Genomic DNA, 16,471 nt, shown 5'->3' on the forward strand with positions numbered 1-16,471 from the left:
ACGCATGCACCCCGCGCGTTGCAGCCTGCGCATTGAAATCGGTAACGAAACCCGCGTTCGACCCGGCACTTGAACCCGCGCCCGACTCCAGCCAACACCGCGACGCGTCGCCCGATCGCGCGAGCGCTCGACACCCTGCTTCTGTGCGCGGCGCTTTTCATCGCACTTTGCGCGCCCGCCGCATCGGCTAGCGACGCACACGACGTTCCGCCCGCGCCGCTCAACGAAACCGTCCTGACGGTGCCGGTCGACACGTCGCCGCCGGTGCGCCTGAAAGTTACGCTCTATATGCCGTCGCGCGGCGGACCGTTCCCGCTCGCGCTCGTCAATCACGGCGCCTCGCACGACCCCGCGAATGCGCCGCGCGTCGCCGACGAATTCATTCCCTACTACTTCCTCTCGCGCGGCTACGCGGTCGCGATGCCGATGATGCGCGGCTATGCCGGCTCGGGCGGCCATCTGCGGCCGCATGGGTGCGACGTGACCGCGATCGGACTCGACGCCGCGCGCGATATCCGCAAGGTGCTCGATGTCGTCAAGCAGCAGCCGGGCATCGACGCATCGCGTATCGTCGTGGCGGGCAAAAGCATGGGCGGCTGGAACACGCTCGCGTTCGGCTCGATGAACCCGACCGACGTAAGCGACGTGAAGGGGCTGCTCGATTTCGCGGGCGGCGTGAAGGAAGGCGACTGCCAGACGCCCGATGCGAGTCTCATCAGCGCAGCCGGACAGTTGGGCGCGCGCACGCGCTTGCGCTCGATCTGGTTCTACGGCGAAAACGACCAGATCTTCTCGACCGCGACGTGGCGCCAGATGTACGCGCAATACACCGCCGCGGGCGGCCGCGCGGAACTCGTCGACTACGGCGCGTTCCAGAAGGACGCGCATGCGATGACGGCATCGGGCGCCGGCTTGCCGCTGTGGGTGCAGAAAGCCGATGCATTCCTGCGCGGCATCGGCATGCCGGGCAGCGAGACGTACCCCGAGTATCTGCCCGGCAACGCGCCGAAGTCGACCACCTTTGCGGCGCTGAACGACCTCGCTGCCATTCCGTATCTGACCGACGACCAGAAGGAAAAACTCTATCGCGGCTTTCTGGCCGCGCCGCTGCCGCGCGCGATCGCCATCGGCATGTCGAACGGATCATGGGCGTCCGGCGGCTTCGATCCGGCGAGCGCCGCGCTCAAACGGTGCTGGCAGACCGCGCAGTATTGTCAGTTGTATGCCGTCGACAACACGGTGGTCTGGCCGCGGCTCGCCGATGCGCCGCCGGCCACGGCATTCGCGACGCTCGCTAACGCGTCGGCGGTGCCGTATCTGAGCGCCCAGGGCCGGCTCGCCTACTCGAAATTCCTGACGATGCCCCGGCCGCGCGCCTTCGCGATCGCGCCGGACGGCGCGTGGGGCGCGTCCTCGGGCGTCGATCCGATCAGCGACGCGCTCGTTCAATGCGCGAACGGACACACGAATTGCCGGCTCTATGCGGTGGATGGCGACGTCGTGTGGAGCGGAGCGGACGGCAGATAAAGCGCCGTGTGCGCAAAAAAGACGAAATCGAGCGCTGTGTTTAGTGGATTTCGCGCAAACCGCAGCGCGGTGCGCGCCATCGCCAGCGATTTTTATCGAGGCACTTGACCTTCCGTCATAGGAATGATCGACACTTAGCGTTGAGGCGGCCGCGCTCGACCACGCAGTGGACATGTTCGCGTGCCGCAATCTTTACTCAGCCGAGTACCTCGATGAAATCTGGCTTTTTCCGTCGATTCAGCGTCTGTGCAGTCACGCTGGCATTGACGTTCGCCATGGCGGACGCAGCCGCCGGCTCGACGAGCCGGCCCGCGGCCGATGGCGCAAACAGCACATTCATGTCGTCGTTCAGATGGCACATGCACCGGGTCATGCTGGCCATCAGCAACGCGCCGTACGTCGGCGATATCGACGCCGGCTTTGTTGCTCACCTGGTAGCGCATTTCGAGGCAAGAAACCGATCGGCGCACGATCACGACGCACGCCTGCGGCACATTGCCGAGCAGATTGCCGACGGACGAACGAATGAAATCGATGCGATCAAAAAAGTGTCGGTTCCACCGTACGAGGCGGCGAAAGCACCTGTTCGATAGATGACGGGCAACCGCAATACGACGAGGCGCCGCTCAATCGACGTCGACGTCGGCGTTGTCGATTTCCTTGCGCTCGCGCCGCTCTTCATTGCCGCGACGCGCGCGCAGACGCTGCCGCGACAACCGGGCGATGACTTCGCCGGTGCTCGCGCCCGCGGGGATCTCATTGCGAATGACTTTCGGGACCATCGGTAAGCCCTGGCGTTGCCTGCGCAGTGCCTTCGCGATTGCCGCGCGGCACTCCGAGCCATGGCAGTCCCATTCGTCACGAATTTTTTCGCAGTAAGGGCACTTGTTCATAGCCCACCAGTTTACCCGTAAACCAGGATCGCTTTCTGGTGCGCCGCCGCGGGCGCGCGCGTGCATTCGCCGGTTGAAAGCCGGTGCATGCGCACCGTCGCATCCGATATATGCCGTACTGAACAAATCACTGTTTGTGCGTTCCGCATCAATTCCCCGCGGCCGGCGCGGCAACACCTGTTGCCGCGGGCCAGCGCTGCAATCACGCTACCTGCATCAGCCCGTCAGCCCCACAAAATCATTCTTGTCACGCTTGTCAATGATTGACTATAGTACTGCATCGCACGGCGCTGCAATCTCGCGCCGGCGCTTCCGATACCGATCAAGGAGATGGCAGCATGACCCCCCAACCCATAAACCGGCCCGACCAGAGCGCGGTTCCGTATCAACTCCCGCAACCGCCTTTCATGTCGGGCGATCTCGTGCACAACGGCGCAATCAAGGACTGGCTCGAAGACGACAAGCTGTGGGTGCCGAGCACGCCGACCGTATCGTTCAAGCCTTTGATGTTCAATACGAGCCAGGGCTACTTCATCAATCTGCTGCGCGTGCGCAAGTCCGGCATCGTGTCGCGGCACCGCCATGCAGGCGCGGTTCATGCCATCGTGCTGAAAGGCCGCTGGTACTACCTCGAGCACGACTGGGTCGCCGAGCAGAATTCGTACGCGTTCGAGCCGCCCGGCGAAACGCATACGCTGTACGTCCCCGAGGATGTCGACGAGATGATCACGTGGTTCCATGTCACGGGCGGCTACGTATTTGTTGATCCGCAAGGCGTCGCGCTCGGTTATGAGGATGTCTTCACCAAGCTCGAAACGGCACGCCGCCATTACGAAGCCATCGGGCTCGGCGCCGATTACGTCGAACAGTTCGTCCGTTAAACGCCGCACCATTCAGTAGGAGAGTTGAACGATGACGATTGAACGGAAATCTGTCGACGTCGATGGCGTCGCGGCAAGCTATCTGACCGCCGTCACGCGCAGCGAAGCGGCGCCCGTGGTCCTGCTGCTGCACGGCACGTACTGGAGCCGCGTCTGGCAACCGGTGCTCGAAGACCTCGCCGCCGCGGGCCTGCGGCCGATCGCGGTGGACCTGCCCGGGCTCGGCCGCTCGGCCGGCGAACTCGACGTCGACCATGCGTCGGTGCCGGCGCTCGCCGCATGGGTCGTGCGCTTCGCACAGGCGCTTGGAATCAGCGGCCCCGTGTATCTTGCCGGGCACGACATCGGCGGCGGCATCGCGCAGCAACTGCTCGTCGACGGCCAGCTCGAAGTGAGCCGGCTCGCGCTCGTCAACGGCGTGATGCTCGATTCATGGCCGGCGCCGGCCGTCGCGCGGTATGGCGACCCGGCCGTGGCGGCCGTGACGACACCTGCCGATATCCTCGCCGCGCGCCGCATCTCGGTCATCGCGGCACTCGCGCGCCCGGCATCGGAAGAGGAAATCGCTAAGTATCTGAACCCGTGGACCGACCCGCGCGTCGGGCGCTCGTGGCTCTCGCTGGCCCGCGCGGCCGACGCGCGTTACACGCTCGACCTCGTACCGGCGCTGCGCGCATCGGCGGTGCCGAAGCTGCTCGTATGGGGCGAAGACGATGCATTTCAGCGCGTCGAGTTTGCGGAGCGCTTCGCCAGGGAGATTCCGCATACGGTACTCGTGCGCATCGCCGCGGCCGGCCACATCCCGATGGAAAACAACCCGCAAGCGGTCGCGCGTGCGCTGATCGGCTTCTTCACCTGAGGTCGGGCCGCATCGATACCGCCTGCGCGGGCATCCGCGGACAGGCTCCATCTCTCTACCCCGCTATCGGGATGCGCTATGATCTTCGCCGCAGGCATGAGAACGCGGCACACCGTGACGCATTAGCAGCGCATAAGCCGATAACGGGGAGTGAGAATGACAAAACGCAACCCCGCGTTGCACCGCATTCAGTCCGCAGAACGAATGACGCCCGCGCGCCGGTGGACGCTGATCGCCGTCGTGCTGATCGTGCTCGTGGCGCTGATCTGGGCGGCGTGGTCGTTTGCCGAGCCCGCGGTCCGCAGCCGGATTGTCATCACGACCGGCGCGGACGGCGGCATTTATCGCGGCTTTGCCGAACAGTACGCGCCTCTGCTCAAACGCAAAGGCATCACGCTCGATATCCGACCGTCGTCGGGCTCCGTCCAAAACTATCAGCGCCTCGTCGATCCGGATAGCGAATACGAGATCGGCTTTATCCAGTCCGGCACGATCCACCCTAAGGACACCGACAATCTGCAGACGATCGCCGCGGTTTCGTATGAACCGATCTGGGTGTTCTATCGTGGCGCCGAAACGGTCGACCGGCTGATGCAACTGCGCGGCAAGCGCATTTCGATCGGCGTGCCGGGCAGCGGGTTGCTTAACGTGTCGCAAACGCTGCTCGGCCTCGCCGAAGTGACGCGCGAAAATTCGACGCTCGTCGAACTGGCTGCGGACGACGCGTATCACAGCCTCGAAAACGGCACGCTCGACGCCTCGTTCTTTATCGGCCGCCCCGATGCGCCGATGCAGCAAAAGCTGCTGAACAGCGACCTGAAGCTGATGAGCTTCGCGCTCGCCGACGCGTACGTGCAGAAATTCCCGGCGCTCGCAAAGATCACCTATCCGCGCGGCGCGACGAGCATCGCCCAGGATCGTCCATCCGAAGACGTCACGCTGCTTGCCGCGACCGCGCAACTTGTCGCGAAAGATTCGCTGCATCCGGCACTCGCCTTCGTGTTGCTCGAAGTCGCGAAAACCGTGCATGGCGGCGAAGACTACTTCACGACAGTCGGCGCATTTCCCAATCTGAACACGGCCGAATTTCCGGTTTCCGACGAAAGCGCGCGCTACTTCAAATCGGGCCCGCCGTTCCTGCAGCGCTATCTGCCGTTCTGGCTCGCGAGCTTTATCGAACGGCGCCTGCTGATACTCGTGCCGTTTCTCGCGGTGCTCGTCGGTCTGCTGCAGGCCTTGCCACGCATGCTCGAGGCGCGCGTCAAACTGCGCCTCGTCGTCTGGTACCGCGAGCTCAAGTCGCTCGAAGACGAGATCTGGCGAACCGCCCAGCCGACGTCGGACCAGATCGAACTATGGCGCGAGGAAATCGAAGAGATCGATGCGTACGCCGGGCAAATCCGCATGCCGCAACGTTACTTTCAGGACGTTTACGCATTGAAGCAGGCGATCGCCGTGGTGCGTAGCCGGATTGTGCAGATTGCCGCGCATACCTCACACGCCAACATACCCGACTGATCGTTTGGATAGTTTGACACCATTGTTCACAAATCGGCGATTGTGATTTGCGAACTACCGAGTTTCGTCACCACCCTGAACTGGCCTACATTGAATCCAACGCCGCCGCGCCCGCTAACCAGCGCCGCGAGGCTGGTAAGGATCGTAGGGATCAACAGGAAGAAGAGGTGATGCAATGGTCAAATATGTCGAAGCGATCGGGCTGATCGGCGCAGTCGTGGTGTACCTCGTGCCATCGCTCGAAGCAGATGCGCGCGAACATCGTCACGCGTTCGCCATCACGATGATCAATGTTTTTCTTGGCTGGACCGTGATCGGCTGGTTCGCCGCGTTGCGTGCGGCACGGTCCCCGGACGGCGGCGCACGGCTTGCGCAGATCGCGCGTTCGGCCCGTATCGCGATCGCGCGCGGCACCATCGACAAGCTTGTCAGTCACGCCCAGCATTGCGCACCGTTCAGGCCGCGGCTTGCTGAAGCGAGAATCGTCGAAGTGCATTGCGTGAATCACCATCACCACGTGAAGAAGAGTCACCGCACGCTGCGGTAAGCAAGCTTCGCGTGCCACGCAACGCAGTATTGCGGAGATTGCGCGGAGGAGACAAGCGACGGCCGAGGAGTCATTTCTCCCGGCCGCTTTTTCGTGCGCAGCTTTCTTGAAGCTTGCAAGGTTCCTGTACGGCAATCAGCAGAGAATCCGTGCATTGACGATAATCGGGTGCCTTGTCTTCCCCCGCCGCCCGATATTCGATGCAACCGTCCTCCGGCACGCCGCGCACGTCCGCCGCATTTTTACTGCTCGCGCTCGCGTTCGTCATCAACATGATGGGCACGACGCTTCCCACCGCCGTCTACCGCTACTACCGCATCGCGTACGGCTTCACGCCGGCCACCATCACGGTGATCTACGCGTGCTATGCATTCGGTGTGCTGGCCGCGCTGCTGATGGTCGGCAACTGGTCCGACCAACTGGGCCGCAAGCGGATGCTGACCTATGGGCTCTGCGCATCGGCCGCGTCGGGCGTGGTGTTTCTCACGAGCACGAGCCTCGCGGGCCTGATGGCGGCGCGCCTGATATCGGGCGTGTCCGCCGGCATTTTCACCGGCACCGCGACCGTCGCGGTCATCGAAGCCGCACCGGCGAAGTGGCGCAATGCCGCGACGCTGGCAGCCACCGCATCGAACATGCTGGGCCTCGGCTGCGGACCGGTGCTCGGCGGTCTTATCGTCGAATATCTGCCGGCGCCGATGCGCGCGCCTTTCGCGGTGCATCTCGTGCTTGTCGTCATCGCGCTCTGCGCCGTGCGCAGCGTGCCGGAGACGGCGCGCATCGCCGCCCAGGCAAAGTTGCGCATGCAACGGATTGCGTTGCCGCGGGCCGTGCGCGGCGCCTTCGTGCCCGCCGCGCTGTCGGGCTTCGCCGGTTTCGTCGTGGTCGGATTTTTCGCGGCAGTCTCGCCGCAGTTGATGCGCAGCGAGCTCGGCTTCCATAGCGACCTCGCGATCGGACTTGTCGTATTTCTGCTGTTCGGCTCGTCGGCATGCGGACAGGCCTTGCAAGGCCGGTTCGCGCCGCGCTGGAGACAACCGGCCGGATGCATCGGCCTGATCGCGGGCCTTGCGCTCGTGGCGCTCAGCAGCGTGTGGGACGCAAAGAGCGCGCTGCTCGCGGGCACCGTGCTCGCTGGCCTCGGCCAGGGCGCGAGCTTTCGCGCCGGGCTCGGCGAACTGACCGCGCGCAGCCCGGGGGATGTGCGCGCCGCCATGACGTCCGCCTATTTCGTCGTGCTCTATGTCGCGATCTCGCTGCCTGTTATCGGACTCGGCATCGCGACACAACGAACCGATATCCGTCACGCGACGCTGCTGTTCGCGGCGGTCACGATCGTCGTCGTGATCGCGGCGCTCGCCTTTCTCGTCGGCGGCAAGCGCGATGCGCAGCCCGAGGCCCATGCAGCCGGCGAATAAGAATCGGCGGCGCACGTCGGCACATATAGCGCAAAACGGCCCGATCTCACCGCGCCGAGGGAATAGCGCGCGCATTCGAACGTTCTCGTGAGCATCGGCGGACCATCGCACGGCGCGGCGCCCCGCGCCGGCGCAACGCGATGGTCCGTCATCTGCCCTTGCAACCGTTACCGAGCATTCCTATGAACCTCGCCGACTTCGCCACGCCTTCGTTTCTCGCGAACCCGTACCCCGTCTACGACGCCCTGCGCGAAGAAGGTCCGCTCGTTCCGGTCGGTCCGAACCAGTTCGTCTCGGGGCACTACGACATCGTCGACAAGCTGCTGCACGATCGTCGCATGATTCACAACTTCGAGTCATCAGTGCGCAAACGCTACGGCGAGGAAGGCGCGCAGCAACCGGTCCTGCTCGGCTATAGCCGCATGTTCCTGCTGATGAATCCGCCGGTGCACACGCGGCTGCGCGGCCTGATGATGAAGGCCTTCAACGCGCGGCAGGTCGAATCGATGCGCGATATCGCCCGCACCAGCGCCGATCGTCTGATCGACAGTTTCGAAAGCGACGGCAGCGTCGACATCATGGCCGCGTATGCGATGCCGTTTCCGATCGAGATCATTTGCCGGATGCTGGACGTGCCTGTCGAACATGCGCAGAAGCTCGCCGATGCGATCCAGCACGTGGCGAAAATGCTCGACATGACGCCGGTCGATGACGCGCAGCTCGCCGTGTCGAACGACGCATATCGCACGCTCGACACGTATTTCTCCGAAGTGATCGAAGCACGCCGCAGGCAGCCCGGCACCGATCTGATCTCGATGCTGCTCAAGGTCGAGGAACAAGGCGAAACGCTCACGCACGACGAGATCGTCGCGAACGTGGTCCTGCTTTACCTGGGCGGCCACGAGACTACATCGCACATGATCGGCAATGCGCTGATCTCCCTGCAGCGCCACCCGCAGCAATTCGATGCGCTGCGCAAGGATAGAGCGAAGCTGCCGAACGCGATCATGGAATGTCTGCGTTACGAGGGCTCCGCGCAGCTTTCGGGCCGCACCGCGAGCGAAGACATGGACATTGCCGGCGTGCCGGTGGCGCGTAACTCGATCGTCTATCTGTCGCTCGGCGCGGCCAACCGCGACCCGGCGAAGTTCGATCATCCGGACCAGCTCGATATCGGCCGCGACCTGCCGCGCGTGCTCACGTTCGGCGGCGGCGTGCATCACTGCCTCGGCTATCGGCTCGCCCTGCTCGAACTCGAGACCGCGCTCGGCGCGCTGCTGACACGCCTGCCCAAACTCACGGTCGACGGGCTCGACAATCTGCACTGGAACGGCCGCAGCAGCCTGCGCGGCGTCGAGACGCTGCGGGTGCACTGGTAACCGTTAAAAGCCGGCCAGCGGCGAGCGGAAGGCATCAGAAAGGCAGCCGGGCGATAATCCGTCGTTCATGACCTTGATGGACCTTCACAGCCCTTTCGGGGGCCCTTCCTTCGCGCCCGTTCCGCTCGCCCATGACGTCATCCGATTCGCCGCGCAACGATGCGCAACTGCTGCAGGCCGCCGTCCTGCTCTATACGAACAAGCGCTTCGCCGACGCGCTGACGGCCCTGCAACCGATCCTGCAGCAGCGCACAGCAAGCGCGACGCGCGCGGCGGCGTTCAATCTCGCAGGCGTCTGCGCGCAAAATCTCGAGCGGCTCGCCGATGCCGAACAATTCTGGCAGCGCGCGATCGAGGACAAACCCGACTACGCCGAACCGCATTGCAATCTCGGTAGCCTGTTCAAGCGGCTCGACCGGTTGCCCGACGCCGAAGCGAGCTTTCGCGCGGCCATCGCGTGCCGGGCGGACTACGTCGAAGCGCACTACAACCTCGGTCTGCTGCTGCATCGCGCAGGGCGTCCGCGCGACGCGGAGGCGGCCTATCGCAAGGCCATCGAGCTGCGCCCGAATCTCGCGGCCGCGCACAACAATCTCGGCGTGCTGCTGCACGACGAAAAGCGGCTCGACGAAGCGCAGGCCGCGTACGTGCAGGCGCTGGCCGGCAACCCCGAGTACGGCGAAGCATATTTCAATCTCGGCAAACTGCAGGTCGACCGCGACAAGCTGCGCGAGGCGGAAGTCATGTATCGCGCGGCGCTCGTCGCCGAACCGAACCTCGTGCAGGCGCATCATCATCTCGGCTCGCTGCTGAATCTGCTCAAACGCTTCGATGAATCCGAGGCGTCGCTGCGTCACGCGCTGACGCTCGCGCCGCATCTGCCCGACATTCATACGAGTCTCGGCAGCACGCTGATCGAAACCGATCGTTACGTCGACGCCGAAGCGGCATGCCGCACCGCGCTCGCGTTTCAGGACGACAGCGCAAACGCGTTGCATACGCTCGGCATTGCGCTGTACCGGCAGGGCCGCACCGACGAAGCCGAAGCGGCGTACCGCCGCGCGCTCGAGATCCATCCGGACCTGACATCGGCGAAATTCGGGCTTGCCGCGCTATTGTTGCAGGCGCAACGTTATGACGAAGGCTGGCCGCTGTACGAAGCGCGCCACGAACGCGGCGACGGCCAGAAGCGCGCGCAGGCGCCCGATGTGAGCTGCCCGCGCTGGCAGGGCGAGCCGCTCGCCGGCAAGTCGCTGCTGATCTGGCGCGAGCAGGGTTTCGGCGACGCGCTGCAGTTCGGCCGCTATATCGCGACGCTGAAGGCGCAGGGCGTCGCGCGTCTCACGTTCGCGTGCCCGCCGGCGTTGAGCCGGCTATTCAGGAGCGTCGAAGGCGTCGACGAGGTGTTCGATACGCTCGCGGCCGTTTCGCAAGGCCAGTACGACTACTGGACCTTTCTGCTCAGCGTGCCGGGCCTGCTCGACGACAAGACGCTGCCGCCCGCGCAATTCATCACGCCCGACCCGGGTCTCGTCGATGCATGGCGCGGCCGGCTGGCGGGACTTGCGGGCCGCAAGATCGGACTCGTCTGGAAAGGCAACCCGAAGCATGTGAACGACCACAAGCGCTCGCTGCCGTCGCTCGATACGCTGGCGCCCTTGTGGGACGCGCCGAATGTGAGCTTCGTGAGCCTGCAAAAAGGCGCCGACGAAGACGAAGTGAGCTACGCGCCGGACGAGCGGCCGATTCTGCCGCTCGGCGCGGACCTCACGGATTTCGCCGATGCCGCGGCCGTCGTCGCGCAACTCGATCTCGTGATCAGCGTCGATACGGCGATCGCGCATCTGTCCGGCGCGCTCGGCAAGCCGTGCTGGGTCATGCTGCCCGCCACCGATAACGAATGGCGCTGGACGCATGCGCGCACCGGGCCCGCGTCGCCGTGGTACGCGGACACGATGCGCGCGTTCCGGCAAACGGAGCCCGGCGACTGGGCGCGGGTGGTTCAGGCAATGCGGGCGGAGCTGGACGGGCGCTGAGACGATGCGTGCCGGCATCCTGGATGCTGCGCCGCCGTGGCCTCCTGGAGGCGCGCGGCGCGCATCGTGCCACGACAGGTGGCCGCTGCGCACGTGCTCCGGCCACCGGTGCCGTCTAGTGCACGCGACGCGTCCGCCCTCCTCGTCCGACCCGCCAATCACCCGCCTGACTGACCGCCGCGCCCGCCACCCACATTGCGCTCCATCTCGTCGCGCAGACGCGCTTGCCGGTCGTGCAACTCGGGCGTGAACGTGTCACCGAAATCGGACATCTCGTAGAGCGGGCGTATTTCGATGTCCGAGTCGCTATTCATCGGGTTCGGGCAGCGCTTGACCCATTGCACCGCTTCGTCCATCGATGCGACCTGCCAGAGCCAGAACCCGGCAACGAGCTCGCCGACCTGCGGAAACGGCCCGTCGCTGACGGTGCGCGAACTGCCCGCGAAGCGCACGCGCTTGCCGCGCGAGCTCGGCTGCAGGCCGTCGGCGGCGAGCAACACGCCGGCCTTGGCGAGTTCCTCGTTGAAACGGCCCATGGCCGCGAACATTTCGGTGTCCGGTAGTTGGCCGGCTTCCGATTCGGGCGACGCTTTGACGATCACCATGACACGCATCTTCGTTCTCCTTGACGGGTTGGGGCAGACCGAGGCGCCGGCGCCCGATCCGGCGCGTGCACTGCGGCTTCATCTACGCGACGAATCGACGTGGCCGAAATCGACATCGCGCGCGACAATTCTGCGGGACGTAGGCTGAGCGACGGATTTCGACGGGCCGCGCGTTAAAGGGTAAACGAGCCGATACCCGCCCATACCAACAGGGAGCGAACAGGATGCGCAGCGCGCAGCACACGATCACCCGGCACATCGAACAGGACGCCGCGCATTGAACGACGCCGAACGCGGCCCTGATGCGGGCTCTGACGCGGACCCTGATGCGGGCTCTGATGCGGGCTCTAAAGTGCCCTCTGAAGCAGACCCCGACGCGGCCCTCCTCGCACGAGTCGCCCGCGCCGAGCCTGCCGCGGTGCGCGCGCTCGTCGCGCGCAAGCTGCCGCGGCTGCTCGCGCTTGCGACACGGATGCTCGGAGACCGTATGGAAGCCGAAGATATCGCGCAGGAAGCGTTCGTGCGGATCTGGAAGCACGCGCCGCGCTGGCGCGAAGGCGAGGCGCGCTTCGACACGTGGCTGCACCGCGTCGCGCTGAACCTCTGCTACGACCGCTTGCGCGCGAGCCGCGACGAACCCGTCGACGAACTGCCCGACAGCGTCGATCCGGGCCCGCTGCCCGATGCGCGCCTCGAAGCGCACGCGCGCGACGCAAATGTGCGCGCCGCGCTCGCGGCCCTGCCCGCGCGGCAGCGCGAGGCGATCGTGCTGCAGTACTACCAGGAACTGTCGAATCTCGACGCGGCCGCCGTGATGGGCATCACGGTCGAAGCGCTCGAGAGTTTGCTGTCGCGGGCGCGGCGCAATTTGCGCGCGTCTCTGGCCGCGGCGCCCGCTTCGATGCCGGCATCGCCGGCACAACCGGCCGCGCCACACCTACCCAACACACGCCCAAGGACATCCGATGACACCTGACCGATTCCGCGCGATCGTCGATGCATACGGCGCCGATGCGCGCCACTGGCCAGCCGGCGAGCGCGCGGCCGCGCTCGCGTGGGCCGACGCGCATCAAGACGAAGCGCACGCGCTGCTCAGCGCTTCCGCGCAACTCGACGCATGGCTCGCCACCGACGCGCCGCCGCAACCGGACGCCGCGTTGACACGCCGCATCATCGCCTCCGCCCCGGCATGGGCGCCGGCGCCGCGCGGCCTCGTATCACGCGGTGTGGCGGCGCGCTCGCCGCGCGCACGCGTCTGGTGGTCCGGCGCCGCCTTGATCGGCGCGGGCCTCGCGGGCGTACTGGCCGGCGCGTTCGTCGTCTCGTTCGCGCTGCTCGCGGGCGGCCCGCCGCACGGCACGACGCCCGCTACGGCGTCGGACGCACCGTCGCTCGCTACGAGCTTCGACGGCACCACCGCCGATTGGAGTGGAGAATGAACGGACATTCACTGAAATGGACGCTTATCGCGTCGCTCGTGCTCAACATCTTTCTGCTCGGCGCGATAGCGGGCGGCACCTATCAATGGTTCGCGAGCCGTCCTCACGCCGCCGCGGGCGCCGTCCAAACGCAGGTGCAGACGCAGCAACACGCATTGCGCTTCGCCGCCGCCCAGCTCTCCGACGAACGCCGCCAGCAATTCGCGCAGGACTTGCAGCAGGCGCGCCGCGACGGCCGCACCTATGTGCGCTCCGGCCGCGAAGGACGCCGCGATGTGCTGCGTCTGCTCGGCGAGCCGGAGCTCAACCGCCCCGCGCTCGACGCCGCGCTGGCCCGCACGCGCAATGCCGATGAAGCACTGCGTGCGCGCGTCGAGCAAGGCGTGGCCGATTTCGCCGCCTCGTTGTCGCCGCAAGAGCGCGCGCAGTTCGCGGATAGCCTGCGCGAATACGGTCAATGGCGGCAACCTGCGCCGAAACAACAACCGGCGTCGAACGCGGCCAGCCGATAAATTGTCGAGCGCGGCGACGGATCGGCGCGCGGCTCCCGTTTAACGGACATAGTCGACGCTTCCAGAGGATTGCCGATGAACGATTCAGCTGACGCACACGCCGCTGCCATCGCGCTGAACCGCTTCGGGCTCGGCGCAAAGGCCAACGAGCCCGTGCCGCCCGACCCGAAAGCGTGGCTGCTCGCGCAGTTCGACCACTACGATCCACGGCCGCCGGCATGGTCGCGCGAACCCGATTCGGCAGCGCTGATCGTCGACTACGTGCAGCGGCGTCGCGAAGTGCGCGACATGCGCAGAACCGGAAAGGACGCGGCGGCCTCGGGCGCGATCAGTATGGCGAACAATATGGGAGGCGGCGCGCAGACAGCACAAACAGCGCAATCCACGCAGTCAACGCAAGCGCCACAATCAGCATCCGCGAACGCCGGTGCACCGACCACCGAGGCCCAACAAGCGCGCAAAGCCCTGCGCACCGACATCGTTACCACCTACCGCGACGCGGTCAACGCACGCGTACTAAGCGCGCTAAACACGCAAACGCCGTTCGTCGAACGCCTCGTTCACTTCTGGGCGAACCACTTCGCGATCTCGACGGAAAAGCCGCAAGTCGCCGTGCTGGCCGGCGCATTCGAAGCCGAAGCGATCCGCCCGCATGTGCTCGGCCGCTTCGAAGACATGCTGGTCGCCGTCGAACGCCATCCGGCGATGCAGTTTTTTCTCGACCAGACCAACTCGGTCGGTCCCGACAGCATCGCGGCAATGCGTGCCGCCGAGCGTAATCCGACGCGCCCGCGCGGACTCAATGAAAATCTCGCGCGCGAGATCATGGAACTGCATACGCTCGGTGCGCGCAGCGGCTACACGCAGCAGGACGTCACCGAATTCGCGCGCGCGATGACGGGCTGGAGCGTTGCGTTGCCGCCGGTACGCACAGGCGGCGCAAATGGCGCGGGCGGCCGCGCCAACGCAGCCGAACCGGGCCGCTTCGTGTTCCGTATCGCCCAGCACGAGCCCGGTACGCGCACCATCATCGGCCGCCAGTACGATCAGACCGGCGAAGCACAGCCGCTCGCTGTTCTGCACGACTTCGCATCGTCGCCGGCAACGGCGCATCACGTCGCCGACAAACTCGCGCGCCACTTCATCTCGGACACGCCGCCGCCCGACGTCGTCTCGCGCGTCGCGAACGCGTTCACGCAAAGCGGCGGCGATCTGCCGACCGTCTATCGCGCGTTGATCGAGTCTCCACAAGCATGGTCGCCGGCGTCCGCCAAATTCAAATCGCCGTGGGAGTGGACGATTTCGGCGATGCGCGGTCTCGGCTGGCAGGACCTCGGCGATCTGCAAACTGCGCCGCTCTTCACGCAGCTGGGCCAGCCGATCTGGCGGCCGGGCTCCCCCGCCGGCTACGACGACGTCGCGGCAAGCTGGGCATCGCCCGATGCGCTGCTGCGTCGTGTCGAGCTCGCGCAGCGGCTCGCGTCGCGCGTCGGCGACCGGCTCGATGCGCGCACGCTCGGCGACCATCTGTTCGCGGGCTCGCTCAGCATGCCGACGGCGACGGCCGTGTCGCGCGCCGAAAGCGCATCGACGGCGTTTGCGTTGCTATTCGTGTCACCCGATTTCCAGCGGAGGTAAGCATGGCGATTTCCCGCCGACGTTTTATTCACGTTGCGGCCACCGGCGCGGGCGCGTTGCTGATCTCGCCGCTTTCGATACCGAATGTCGCCTTCGCGCGCGCCGATACCGAACGCCGCTTCGTGTTCGTGATCCAGCGCGGCGCGGCCGATGGACTCAATATCGTGATGCCGTACGGCGACCCCGCGTATGTGCCGCTGCGCGGTTCGCTCGCAATGGATCAGGCGAACACGGTGAAGCTTGACGGCATGTTTGCGCTGCATCCGTCGCTCGCCGAGACCGCAAAGATGTATGCGGCACGCGAAGCTTTATTCGTGCACGCAGTCGCGTCGCCGTATCGCGATCGCTCGCATTTCGACGGACAGAACGTGCTCGAAACCGGCGGCACAACGCCGTATCAGGTGAAGGACGGCTGGCTGAACCGGCTCGCCGGACTGCTGCCGCATGGTCCCGATGCGATCGCCTTCGCGCCGTCGGTGCCGATGGCGCTGCGTGGCAGAACGGCGGTCACGTCATACGCACCCTCCGCATTGCCGCCCGCGCAGGACGACCTGATGATGCGCGTCACCCAGCTCTATCAGCACGACGCGCAATTAAAACCCCTATGGGAAGCGGCGACGGCGACGCGCGCGATGGTCGGCGATTCGGGCACGCGCGCGCGTCAGGACGCCGGCACGCTCGGTAAATTCGCCGCGACGCTGCTCGCACGCGACGACGGGCCGCGCATCGCGATGATCGAAACCGCCGGCTGGGACACGCATAGCGCGCAAACGCAACGTCTCGCGACCACGCTAAAAGGCCTCGATGCGCTGCTCGCCGCACTGCGCGACGGGCTCGGCCCGCAATGGGCGCACACAACCGTGCTGGTCGCCACCGAGTTCGGACGCACCGCGGCCGAAAACGGCACGGGCGGCACCGATCACGGCACCGCATCGGCAGCGATGCTGGTTGGCGGCGCCGTGGCGGGCGGCCGCGTGATCGCGGACTGGCCGGGGCTGCGCAAAGCGGATCTGTACGAAGGACGCGATCTGAAGCCGACGGCCGCGCTCGATACGTTAATTGCGGGCGTGGCCGCGGATAGTTTGCGGCTCGATCCGCAACGCACGGCGGCGGCGCTGTTCGGACAAACGGTCGCGCAGCGGCCGATCGCGGGGCTCGTGCGCGCGTAACAGGCGGCCGCCATCGCATTGCCTGGTGTCGCGCCGCGGCTTTTTCTGGC

17 protein-coding genes are annotated in these 16,471 nt (G+C 65.8%); 14 read left to right on the forward strand and 3 right to left on the reverse strand.

The features are described 5' to 3' along the window. The first annotated feature begins 69 nt into the window (after nt 1-69). The gene (locus KZJ38_RS17135; RefSeq protein WP_219797391.1) at nt 70-1,527 is read left to right on the forward strand and encodes a dienelactone hydrolase family protein; all 1,458 of its coding nucleotides are present in this window, start codon (nt 70-72) and stop codon (nt 1,525-1,527) included. Nucleotides 1,528-1,723: 196 nt separating this feature from the next. Here the strand turns inward: KZJ38_RS17135 and KZJ38_RS17140 are convergent, their stop codons facing one another. After that, on the reverse strand, nt 1,724-1,909 hold the full coding sequence (locus KZJ38_RS17140; RefSeq protein ID WP_219797392.1) for a hypothetical protein: 186 nt from the start codon (nt 1,907-1,909) through the stop codon (nt 1,724-1,726). Here KZJ38_RS17140 and KZJ38_RS17145 point away from each other — a divergent pair. Next, nucleotides 1,899-2,120 carry a hypothetical protein gene (locus tag KZJ38_RS17145; RefSeq protein WP_219797393.1) on the forward strand — a complete coding sequence of 74 codons (222 nt, stop codon included), beginning with the start codon at nt 1,899-1,901 and terminating at the stop codon, nt 2,118-2,120. The two genes, KZJ38_RS17140 and KZJ38_RS17145, sit on opposite strands and share 11 nt — an antisense overlap. Nucleotides 2,121-2,153: 33 nt before the next feature. Here KZJ38_RS17145 and KZJ38_RS17150 read toward each other — a convergent pair whose 3' ends face one another. After that, nucleotides 2,154-2,420 carry a hypothetical protein gene (locus tag KZJ38_RS17150; protein WP_219800409.1) on the reverse strand — a complete coding sequence of 89 codons (267 nt, stop codon included), beginning with the start codon at nt 2,418-2,420 and terminating at the stop codon, nt 2,154-2,156. Nucleotides 2,421-2,758: 338 nt separating this feature from the next. Between KZJ38_RS17150 and KZJ38_RS17155 the strand changes: the two genes are divergently transcribed. The 7 genes from KZJ38_RS17155 (at nt 2,759) to KZJ38_RS17185 (ending at nt 11,058) form a co-directional block, all read left to right on the forward strand. Then, complete coding sequence (locus KZJ38_RS17155) at nt 2,759-3,301, forward strand: 2,4'-dihydroxyacetophenone dioxygenase family protein (protein ID WP_219797394.1); 543 nt, start codon at nt 2,759-2,761, stop codon at nt 3,299-3,301. A gap of 31 nt (nt 3,302-3,332) precedes the next feature. After that, complete coding sequence (locus KZJ38_RS17160) at nt 3,333-4,160, forward strand: alpha/beta fold hydrolase (RefSeq protein ID WP_246641520.1); 828 nt, start codon at nt 3,333-3,335, stop codon at nt 4,158-4,160. A gap of 156 nt (nt 4,161-4,316) precedes the next feature. Then, the gene (locus tag KZJ38_RS17165) at nt 4,317-5,678 is read left to right on the forward strand and encodes a TAXI family TRAP transporter solute-binding subunit (RefSeq protein ID WP_246641521.1); all 1,362 of its coding nucleotides are present in this window, start codon (nt 4,317-4,319) and stop codon (nt 5,676-5,678) included. A 175-nt stretch (nt 5,679-5,853) separates the two neighbouring features. Next, nucleotides 5,854-6,225, forward strand: coding sequence for a superinfection immunity protein (locus tag KZJ38_RS17170; protein ID WP_219797395.1), 372 nt, complete (start codon nt 5,854-5,856; stop codon nt 6,223-6,225). Between the two features lie 200 nt (nt 6,226-6,425). After that, nucleotides 6,426-7,643 carry an MFS transporter gene (locus KZJ38_RS17175; RefSeq protein WP_219797396.1) on the forward strand — a complete coding sequence of 406 codons (1,218 nt, stop codon included), beginning with the start codon at nt 6,426-6,428 and terminating at the stop codon, nt 7,641-7,643. A 182-nt stretch (nt 7,644-7,825) separates the two neighbouring features. Beyond that, on the forward strand, nt 7,826-9,022 hold the full coding sequence (locus tag KZJ38_RS17180; RefSeq protein WP_219797397.1) for a cytochrome P450: 1,197 nt from the start codon (nt 7,826-7,828) through the stop codon (nt 9,020-9,022). Nucleotides 9,023-9,153: 131 nt separating this feature from the next. After that, nucleotides 9,154-11,058, forward strand: coding sequence for a tetratricopeptide repeat protein (locus tag KZJ38_RS17185; RefSeq protein ID WP_219797398.1), 1,905 nt, complete (start codon nt 9,154-9,156; stop codon nt 11,056-11,058). 158 nt (nt 11,059-11,216) lie between these two features. Here the strand turns inward: KZJ38_RS17185 and KZJ38_RS17190 are convergent, their stop codons facing one another. Then, on the reverse strand, nt 11,217-11,672 hold the full coding sequence (locus KZJ38_RS17190) for a YciI family protein (RefSeq protein WP_219797399.1): 456 nt from the start codon (nt 11,670-11,672) through the stop codon (nt 11,217-11,219). Between the two features lie 343 nt (nt 11,673-12,015). On the opposite strand from KZJ38_RS17190, the gene KZJ38_RS17195 reads away from it, so the two are divergent. From KZJ38_RS17195 to KZJ38_RS17215, 5 genes are all read left to right on the forward strand, one after another. After that, the gene (locus KZJ38_RS17195; RefSeq protein WP_219800413.1) at nt 12,016-12,639 is read left to right on the forward strand and encodes an RNA polymerase sigma factor; all 624 of its coding nucleotides are present in this window, start codon (nt 12,016-12,018) and stop codon (nt 12,637-12,639) included. Continuing rightward, nucleotides 12,629-13,102 carry a hypothetical protein gene (locus tag KZJ38_RS17200; protein ID WP_219797400.1) on the forward strand — a complete coding sequence of 158 codons (474 nt, stop codon included), beginning with the start codon at nt 12,629-12,631 and terminating at the stop codon, nt 13,100-13,102. The genes KZJ38_RS17195 and KZJ38_RS17200 overlap by 11 nt, the downstream gene beginning before the upstream one ends. Beyond that, complete coding sequence (locus KZJ38_RS17205) at nt 13,099-13,614, forward strand: periplasmic heavy metal sensor (protein ID WP_219797401.1); 516 nt, start codon at nt 13,099-13,101, stop codon at nt 13,612-13,614. The genes KZJ38_RS17200 and KZJ38_RS17205 overlap by 4 nt, the downstream gene beginning before the upstream one ends. A gap of 75 nt (nt 13,615-13,689) precedes the next feature. After that, entirely contained in the window at nt 13,690-15,252 is a 1,563-nt protein-coding gene (locus KZJ38_RS17210; RefSeq protein ID WP_219797402.1) for a DUF1800 domain-containing protein, read from the forward strand. 2 nt (nt 15,253-15,254) lie between these two features. Next, on the forward strand, nt 15,255-16,421 hold the full coding sequence (locus KZJ38_RS17215) for a DUF1501 domain-containing protein (RefSeq protein ID WP_219797403.1): 1,167 nt from the start codon (nt 15,255-15,257) through the stop codon (nt 16,419-16,421). Nucleotides 16,422-16,471: the final 50 nt, after the last annotated feature.

The sequence above is a fragment of the Paraburkholderia edwinii genome (assembly GCF_019428685.1).
Lineage (GTDB): Bacteria > Pseudomonadota > Gammaproteobacteria > Burkholderiales > Burkholderiaceae > Paraburkholderia > Paraburkholderia edwinii.